The sequence below is a fragment of the Prevotella sp. MGM2 genome (assembly GCF_002933955.1).
Classification (GTDB): Bacteria; Bacteroidota; Bacteroidia; order Bacteroidales; family Bacteroidaceae; genus Alloprevotella.
Genome location: NZ_BEWW01000295.1, coordinates 1 through 9,167 on the forward strand (window position 1 = coordinate 1; position 9,167 = coordinate 9,167).

General features: G+C 50.5%; 6 protein-coding genes, 1 pseudogene and 1 riboswitch. Of the genes and pseudogenes, 6 read left to right on the top strand and 1 reads right to left on the bottom strand.

All coding sequences use genetic code 11. The features are described 5' to 3' along the window. Nucleotides 1-377, bottom strand: a 377-nt coding sequence (locus C5S62_RS10325) for a TonB-dependent receptor (RefSeq protein ID WP_133159576.1), incomplete at its 3' end; no start/stop codon positions are given. A gap of 178 nt (nt 378-555) precedes the next feature. Beyond that, nucleotides 556-773: riboswitch (cobalamin riboswitch) on the bottom strand. Between the two features lie 598 nt (nt 774-1,371). Here C5S62_RS10325 and C5S62_RS10330 point away from each other — a divergent pair. From C5S62_RS10330 to C5S62_RS10360, 6 genes and pseudogenes are all read left to right on the top strand, one after another. Continuing rightward, nucleotides 1,372-2,280: a YafY family protein gene (locus C5S62_RS10330; RefSeq protein ID WP_104405305.1), complete on the top strand. Its 909-nt coding sequence runs from the start codon at nt 1,372-1,374 to the stop codon at nt 2,278-2,280. 61 nt (nt 2,281-2,341) lie between these two features. Then, nucleotides 2,342-2,653, top strand: a complete 312-nt coding sequence (locus C5S62_RS10335) for a hypothetical protein (protein ID WP_133159577.1) — start codon at nt 2,342-2,344, stop codon at nt 2,651-2,653. Between the two features lie 186 nt (nt 2,654-2,839). After that, nucleotides 2,840-3,217 (top strand): RidA family protein, encoded by a 378-nt coding sequence (locus tag C5S62_RS10340; protein ID WP_104405307.1) that lies wholly within the window; start codon nt 2,840-2,842, stop codon nt 3,215-3,217. 28 nt (nt 3,218-3,245) lie between these two features. After that, nucleotides 3,246-3,794, top strand: coding sequence for a TIGR00730 family Rossman fold protein (locus C5S62_RS10345; protein WP_104405308.1), 549 nt, complete (start codon nt 3,246-3,248; stop codon nt 3,792-3,794). A gap of 112 nt (nt 3,795-3,906) precedes the next feature. After that, nucleotides 3,907-5,013: pseudogene (gene murG, locus C5S62_RS10350) on the top strand (undecaprenyldiphospho-muramoylpentapeptide beta-N-acetylglucosaminyltransferase); the annotation flags it as partial. 547 nt (nt 5,014-5,560) lie between these two features. Then, nucleotides 5,561-9,167 (top strand): discoidin domain-containing protein (locus tag C5S62_RS10360; protein WP_133159578.1); only part of this gene is annotated, 3,607 nt, incomplete at its 3' end.

Below are 9,167 nucleotides of genomic sequence, written 5' to 3' on the forward strand. Positions count from 1 at the left end.
AGGTAGGAACCTTCTGGCTGCATCCAGATGTTGCCGCCGGTCTGCCCTACAGGGGCATCGGCCACCGCAAGCGTAAGTGCCGACAGGGTCTGACTGGAAAAGCGGCTCAGGTCCACTTGTCCGCTGCGGTCGGCCGATACCGGCAAGCCGTCGTAGCTTACGGCCGTATGAGCCGCCCCGAGGCCACGCACACTGACGGTTTTGAGTCCGCCGGCCCCACCGTAATCGCGCACAAGCGTACCGCCCATGCGCCGCAAAGCGTCAGAAAGCCCGGTGACGCCACGGCGCAGCAGCGCCAGACTGTCAAACCGCTCCACAGAAACGGCTGCCGTGAGTCGGGGCAAAGAAGGGCCGGCCGTGACGGTAGCTTCTGACAAGGTGTCGTCGGGGACTGCGGCAAAGCGGGCCGCATGGGCTGACGGATAGCCTCACAAAACGGCGACAGGCCATGAGGCAACAAGCCGCACGAGACGGCGGCTGCTCCTAAAGGACATACAAAAACGCATAAATGCCATTGAAATGAAACGGGCGTCAAGGCCTCTCCTCGGAGGCGGCGAAACGCATAATGCCGACGGCAGGTCTTCTGACTTTTCCTTATTCCAAACGCCTTCCCGCACATATCGCAAAAGAGCAGACGGAGTGCAGTGGCTTTCCTGTGATGGTTTGGAACCAACGAAGGAATTACAGCAGCGGGACTGTACGGGATTCTCACCCGTTTCCCTTTTAATGGCCCCCTTGGCAAGGGGATGCCAACCGTTGTAGCGCTGCAAAGATACATATTTATCAGCATATAAAAAACAATGGTCGCCTCAGTTTGAAGGCGCAGGAGCTTTAAAACGACTGCCGAAGACACTCTCGCCCCGCAGGCACAATGCCTGTTTTCATGCTGTTGTAAAAGAACAGAATCTGCTTTTCGACTTTAACATATTTAACCTTCCGTAACACTCTGGAGTGTTAAAACATAGGTTTGAAGCAGTGAAGGAGAAAAAACCGGTATTGGAATTTTAACGCGAATACTTGGAATTTAAATTCCAAGTAATGTTTTTCCGACCGGAAACAACCTGTTTTTACCGGTGTTTATCCCTGTAAAAACACGAAAAAGCGGCCTATCTCTCAAAGACAGTCCGCTTCGCTGTTACAAAGATACACAATAAAAAAGGTAAAAGCAAGAAATGTTAAAATCACGCTTTCAGGCTCTATTCTGCAATCCCGTGCCGCCCGGAAAAGTTTTACAGACACGGCCAAGGCCTCAGCCGGCACGAGACCTTAGCGGTCAAAGTCTGATAAAAGAATATGAGTGTCTAAATGGTATTTTTATTCAAAAAAAGTTATAAATTTGCGCCCGCAACATAACATGACTGGAATATTAAAATGGAATTAGAAAAATTTGACAGGCAATTACGCCTGATGGTTTTGCTTACCCAAAACCGCCTGCTCACAATTGAGGATATCAGCCGGGACCTGCACATGAGCAAGCGTTCTATCTATCGCTACATCGAAGCGTTCAGGCAGATGGGATTCATCGTCATTAAGGAAGGCACACGCTACCGCATAGACCACTCATCGCCGTTTTTCCACACCATCACCGAACGCATACATTTCACCACGGACGAGGCGCTTGTCATCAATCAGGTGCTCCATTCCGTCATAGACCACTCGCCGCAAATGCGCCACCTGCGCGAAAAGCTGGGAATGATTTACGACCCCAAGGTGCTGGCGGCACACGGTGTGGACAAGCGCATGGCGCGCAACCTCAGCCTGCTGTTCCGCGCCATTCAAGAAGAACGTGTGGTCATGCTCAAGGACTACTCATCGCCCAACAGCGACCGAACCGACAACCGCCTGGTGGAACCTTACCTCTTTCTGGCCGAAAACAGCGAGGTGCGCTGCTACGAAATCAATTCGGGCATGAACAAGACTTTCAAGGTGGGCCGTGCCGGAAGTGTGGAGGTGCTCGACCTCCTGTGGGCGCACAAGGACAAACACGCGCCTTTTTTCACAGACCTGTTCCACTTTAGCGGAGAACACCGTTTCGAAGTGACACTCCTTCTCGGAAGACTGGCCACCAGCCTGCTGCTTGAAGAGTTTCCCGCAGCCGAAGACCAGCTGGTACTCTGCGATGACGGACGGCACCGGCTCACAACGGAAGTGTGCAGCTTCAAGGGCGTCGGACGCTTCGTGTTGGGACTTTACGATGACATCGAAGTGACCGGTTCGCCGGAATTCATTCAATATCTGAAGAATCACATCCAAAATTTAACACAAAAAATAGGTATGTGACGCCACGTGTCACAAAAGGAGTGTTCCTTTGCCGTGAAAACCTTTCAAAACAAAGAGAATCATGTCCAAAAGAACACTCCTCCTTCCGGTACCGCCCATGAGCATGCGGCACAACAGTACACCCGCGGCATCGCCCGCCCGCAACCTTTCCGAAAAACTTGCCCGCCTGGAGGCAACGGCCTGTGTCAGGCGTCTGTCGGCTCTTTACAGCCGTCTGCTCGAAGAAGACGTATCGCCGTGCCGCACGCTACGCCTGCTCCACGCCCAATGTGCCATAGCCTGCCTGCTGCTCCCCCTGCCGCTGCCACTCGGCATGCGCGCGGCCTGTCTGGCGTGGTCGGCACTGGCCGCATGGCAGTGCAGGCCATCATGAAAAACACCTTTCTCGCCATCCGTCGCACCACGAAGATAAATGGCAAAGCCGCCGGCAGCCCTTATATTTCATGAAAAAACACCGGAGACCGACAGAATATGAGGTTTATTCGCTATATTTGCGCTGAATAAATCCTGAGACAGAGCCTGAAGCAAGGCTCACGTCTCATAAACAACTCATCAAGACATGAAACAAGCAATTTCCACACAACAGGCACCGGCCGCCATCGGCCCCTACAGCCAGGCCGTCGAAGCCAATGGCATGATATTCGTTTCGGGACAGTTGCCCATCAATCCCGCAACAGGCGAATTTGCCGAAGGCGGCATGAAAGAACTCACCCGACAGTCGCTCATCAACATCAAAAACATTCTGGCCGAAGCCGGCCTGACCATGGAAAATGTAGTGAAGACGTGCGTATTTCTGGCCGACATGGAAGACTTTGCGGAAATGAACGAGGTTTATTCCACCTTCTTCACCGGAACGGCACCGGCACGCTCGGCCGTAGCGGTGAAAACACTGCCCAAAGGCGCCCGCGTGGAAATAGAGTGCATCGCCGTACGCTGAAAAAACCGACAACACAATTAAACAACACATGCAGAGAATAGGCGTTTTTCTTTCTTCAAAGGACAACCTGCCCGACAGCTACATACAGGCGGCTCAAGAAGTGGGAGAATGGATAGGTCGGACCGGACGGACACTCGTATATGGCGGTGCGAAAAAAGGACTGATGGAAATTCTCGCCCGTAGCGTAAAATTCTCCGGAGGCCGCGTAATGGGGGTTGTACCTCAGATTCTGACAGACCGCAATCTGGTAAGCGACACGCTCGACATCACAATTCCCACCGTCGACCTCAACGACCGCAAAGCCGTCATGGTGCGCGAAAGCGACCTGCTCATCGCACTGCCGGGCGGTATAGGAACACTCGATGAAGTGTTTACCGTCATGGCTGCCAACACCATCGGCATCCACCGTAAACCGGTCATACTCTACAACGTAGACGGATGTTGGGACACAATCACAGCCGCCATCCGCGACCTCTGCGACAAGAAACTCGTATCTGAGAGTCAGAAGGAACTGTGGACCGTCATAAAGTGCACAGCCGAACTGGAGCACTTCATCCAAGCCCAGAACGGCAGATAACAGATAACGGTCAGACAAACAGGACGATTCCGGCCTTTCCTTAGGCCGGGTCCGGACACCCTCTTCATGGTTCGGCTCATTTTTGCCCCTATATTATAATAAGGTAATGTGTATGGATAAAGAATTAAGAGTAATTGTCAGCGGCGGCGGCACCGGCGGACATATTTTTCCGGCTGTATCAATAGCCAACGCTGTACGCGAACTGCGCCCCGATGCCCGCATACTGTTTGTCGGCGCCGAGGGACGAATGGAAATGCAACGCGTCCCTGCCGCAGGCTACGACATAAAAGGTCTGCCCGTTGCCGGTTTTGACCGCAAACACCTGCTGAAAAACTTCGGCGTATTGCTCAAACTCTTCAAAAGCAGGCAGTTGGCACGGAAAATAATCAGAGATTTCCAGCCTCATGTGGCAGTCGGAGTAGGCGGATATGCCAGCGGCCCCACACTGAACATGGCACAGCGGATGGGCGTGCCCACTCTGCTGCAAGAGCAAAATTCCTATGCCGGCGTAACCAACAAACTCCTAGCTAAGAAGGCAAAGCGAATTTGCGTGGCATACGAAGGCATGGAACGTTTCTTCCCGGCCGACCGCATAGTTCTGACAGGCAATCCCGTGCGACAGAACCTCCTTACGGCTATGCCCGACCGTGAAGAGGCCCTGAAAAAATTCAGCATGGAGAGTGGCCGCCGAACAATACTCATAGTGGGCGGCTCACTAGGGGCACGCACGCTCAACGAAAGCGTTCTGAATCATATTCCGCTCATACGGCGGCAAACAGACGTACAGTTCATCTGGCAAACAGGCAAGTTCTACAGCGAAGAAATAGCCCGCCGGCTGGAAGAAGCCCATTGTCCAACCAATCTGAGAGTAATGGACTTCATCAGTAACATGAACGATGCCTACGCTGCGGCTGATCTGGTCATTTCGCGTGCCGGAGCAGGCAGCATCTCCGAATTATGTCTTCTGGGAAAACCGGTCATATTGGTTCCATCCCCTAATGTAGCAGAAGATCATCAGACAAAAAACGCCATGGCTTTGGTAGACAAGGATGCGGCTATCTACGTTTCCGATGCCGAAGCCGTACAAACATTGATGCCGTTGGCCATCAACACAGTGAACAACTCAGCAGGACTGACAATTTTGAGCAAAAACATCCTGCACTTGGCTAAACCTGACGCCGCACGTGTCATAGCCGAAGAAGTTATCCGTCTGGCCGAGGATATTTTCTCTAACATATTTGCCCCTTCATTACACTTCAGGCAACAAGGACGAAATACTTCAAACTATATTTTGAAAAAGCAGATTATAAATTCCGCCCGAAGTGTTCCCATAAAATCCGACTAATATTTTCACAAACAAAACACGGCATTTTCTATCTCCGCATTTTCTCCGGTTACACGCAGAGAGAGAGAAATCCAATAAGACGGTTTCTCTTGTGTACAGCAATACGGAACCCCATACCTGAAAAACAGACAGCATTAAAACCAATAACCGGATTTTTCTTCAAAAAAAGCAACTTCAAGCCACGTCCGTCAAGTGTTTTCCCGAACAATTTTTCCTTACATAAAAAGACATCATCGTTTACTAACTGTTTGTAACCCCGAAAGAAACAGTCCTTATTGCCACAATTACGGTTTTCAAAGAACAAAGCCGTAAGTACCACCACATATTTTTATTAAAATATTTGTTTATATTAAAAACTCTTCTTACATTTGAACCCTTAAATGAAAAATTATATTGTTTTACTTTAATAAATTATGCTTTTATGAGAAAAAAGTTACAACTGTTTTTGTCGTTGTGCCTGGTACTGTTTACCAGTTTAGGCACCGCCAAAGCACAATCTCTGCCGGCATTCCCCCACATGTATTATCCTGGGGAATTTGTCACTGAGGTGACAGATGGCATGAAGGTGGTCATTACCCCTGTAGGGCAGACCGGCGGCAACATCTGGATGCAGCCAGAAGGTTCCTACCTGCAAGTACCCGCAACACCTAACAACAATGGCAAGTATCCCAACCAATGGGTAGAGACTGACCCCTCTTCCTATGGTATCTTCATCATCGAGAAGGTAGGTACGATGACCAACGAAGTGACAGGTGAAGAACATGACACTTATCGCATCAAAAACGAAGCCACCGGTCGTTATCTCAAGAAAAAAGACCGTGAAAGTTCTATCATGGAATGGACTGACGATGTGGAACAGGCTTTCGAATGCACCATTCTTGCTCCCGAAGGTTACCCCGAGAACACCATCAAAGACGGCGTCACCTACGAACCTGTCACCGACAATCCCCGCGCCTGGATCGGCGTAGGTGGAACAATTGCCACCCCCGTAGTCGGCGGTTACATCATTTGCGATGCCAACCTTGAAGTTGACGAAGAAGGCAACAAGCGCTACATCTATTTCTGCGCCTATGAAGGCGGTCAATTCCTGAGCTACATTGACACCAACCAGGTTGGTTTCAAAACTTACAGCGAATACGCAAACGAAGACTACAGCACAGCTCTCTATACCTTGGCCACAGCCTTATTCAACAACAATACCGACTTCGACTCCTATCCTGTTGGAAACGATGTTGGTTGCTACTCCGCTGCAGCCATAGAGAACATGAAAACGGTTTGGGCCGAATTCGAAACTGCGATTGACGGAGGCGCCACCTCTTATGAGGCCTGTGCTGCCATCTATGCGAAGATTGCCGAAGCCAAAGCCACGCTCGATGCCAGCCTCGTTGGCTTGGAAGATGGCAAATACTATTACCTTTTCTCCGGTGTAAACGACTATCTTAATACAGACGGCAACGAATTGCGTGCAAAACGCAGCTATACAATTCCCGAAGCCGCCAATGTTTCTACTACCGATGCCCGTTTCTGGTGGCAAGTAATAAAAGGTGAAGACGGTACGTATAGCCTCAAGAACTACAGTACCGGTAAATATGCCGGCCCCATCACCGATGAGAACTACACAGTTCAGAAAGTTGGCGATACACCCTTTGCCTTCAATATTGAAACAGCGACTTCAGTACCTGGCAAAACCGGATACTTCACAGTAATCGGCACAAACGGACAACAGATACACGACTCTGAAGTTGGCGAAAACAGTTATGGTTTTGGCGTTGTACGCTGGAACAATGTTGCTGCTCCCCGCGGTTGCTGGAAGTTCATCACTGTTGATCCTCAGATGATTGAAAACGTGGTTGAGGAACTGGCTCAAGAACGTCTTAACGTAGAACTGAACGAACTTTACCTCAATGCTTCTGCCACTTACAATAAAGAGCGCATCTACACTACGGACGAAGCCGAAAACGACGGTGTGTTCTCTATCCCTGCTGACGGCAAGCTTCTCTCTGAAACTCAAATCACCTCTAACGCTCAGCACCAAGGCGAAGGTTCCATTGCAGCCTTACTTGACGGTGACATGCAGTCTTACTTCCACTCTGCATGGTCCTCTGCCTACGCTCCTGCCGGCCAGTACCACTGCCTTGATCTCGACCTGGGCGAACAGATGCAGATTGTAACCTTGAAGTACGCCCGTCGTCCTTGGAGCAATCAGAACCTTACTCCCACCAAAGTCAACATCTATGCAGCAAACGACACAACGAATGCTACCGGCAAGTGGAACTACATCGGCACTTATACCCTTAAGCAAAATGTAGCCAGCACTTACCAGCGCACTGTAGACGGCGTACAAGTAGACTCTCTCATTGCCAATGCTGGTGGCATGACCGGCTTTGATCTTGGCGCAACTTACCAGTACGTTCGCATGGAAGTCCTCTCAAATGTCAGTCTTGACACCAGAGGTCCGGGCAACGCCAACGAACTCGGCGGCATTCCGTATTTCACCATTGCAGAACTCCGTGCCTATGCCGGTAAGTTTGATGAAGTTGCCTCTAAAGCCTTCATGGCCGTAAGCGAACCCGTACGTAACGCCTTAGCTGAGAACTTGAAGATTGCCAGCGCTGCTTACAATGAAGGCACCGCAACCCGCGAAATCATCGACAACCTGCAGCAAGCCTACGATAACTTCCTTAAGGAATTCGCCGACAGCGAAGTTGTGAAGACGGCTTTGAGCGACACAAAATCGAAACTTAATGCCTATAACTCTTTGCTTGGTGAAGAAATCGGTATGTTCCCCGCTGAAGCAAAAACTGCAGCCGATGAAGTTGTTGCCAATGTAGAAGCCTATCTCACCGACCTTGACGAAAAGGGTGAAGCCATCACTTTGAGCAAGGTTGAAGAACTTGTGGCTCAGCTCGAAGCTGCCATCTCCACTCTCAACAGTACCCTTATTCTGCCGGAAGTTGGCAAGATTTACGCTCTCCGCGGTGTCAGAGCTTCCAACTCCAGTGCTGACGCCCGTGGCGAAAACGCTCTTGTTTACGCTACCGGAAACGGTTCTACCTTGAAATATGTTGTTGACACTCTCAATGAGATTGACCCTGCTACAAACCTCAACTATCTCTGGAAAGTTGAAGAATGCGGCAATGGCCAGATCGCTCTGCGCAACTTGGCTACTGGTTTCTACCTTGACACTCTCCAGAACAAGCTCAGCACCGCACTGCGCAATGTTGAAGAAAAGGCGCTGGTCGGCTACCAGTCTGCAATGATTCCTAGAGGTTTCAATCTCATCATCGGCAAGTACAACGACAAGGATGTTTATATGAACTTCCAAGGCGACGGCGTCAACATGGTTACATGGAATGTTGCAGGAGCCGCTACCAACTCCAACGTCAAGTTTGTAGAAATAGACGCATTCGAACCTGAGACAGAAAGTGACGCACTTTATGCCACCTGGCCTACTGTAAGAGACGGTTACCAGATCATGACTCTGCCTTTCGGTGTATACTACGTTGAAGAAGAATCGGCTCAGGCTTACACCCTGCTTGGCGAAAAGGCCGGCGAAGGCGAGAATAACCCCACACTTGAGCTCAAAGCCATCAACGACGGTGACATCATCCCTGCCGGCACGCCGTTCATCCTCCAGACAACTGATACCATCAGCTACACGATGAACCTCGACGCTTACGATCCTTTCAACATTCCTTACGTATTCGAAGTTGTTAATCCTGAAAACGGTACTATCACCGGTACTATGACGGGTGAGAACCTCAGTTGGGACGTATTCGGCAAGGGCGTGTTCCGCAACGGTAATCTGACCTACATCAGCTCTGAAACAAGCGGCAACCGCAGCATCCCCGGCAACAGCGGTTACATCAACTACGTTGAAACTACCGAAACCGGTGACGCCTTCATCGAACTGACCGGCGGCAGCCTCACCACAGGCATTGCAGGCGGTGTTATCGTCGACAACAATGCCAAGGTTAACGTTTACACCATCTCCGGTGTACAGGTTCGCAAGGCTGTGAAAGCTGCCG

Excerpts from the sequence above, each read along its gene's own strand:
- C5S62_RS10330 (WP_104405305.1), top strand. The coding sequence starts at position 1,372 with ATGGAATTAGAAAAATTTGACAGGCAATTACGCCTGATGGTTTTGCTT.
- C5S62_RS10335 (WP_133159577.1), top strand. The coding sequence starts at position 2,342 with ATGTCCAAAAGAACACTCCTCCTTCCGGTACCGCCCATGAGCATGCGG.
- C5S62_RS10340 (WP_104405307.1), top strand. The coding sequence starts at position 2,840 with ATGAAACAAGCAATTTCCACACAACAGGCACCGGCCGCCATCGGCCCC.
- C5S62_RS10345 (WP_104405308.1), top strand. The coding sequence starts at position 3,246 with ATGCAGAGAATAGGCGTTTTTCTTTCTTCAAAGGACAACCTGCCCGAC.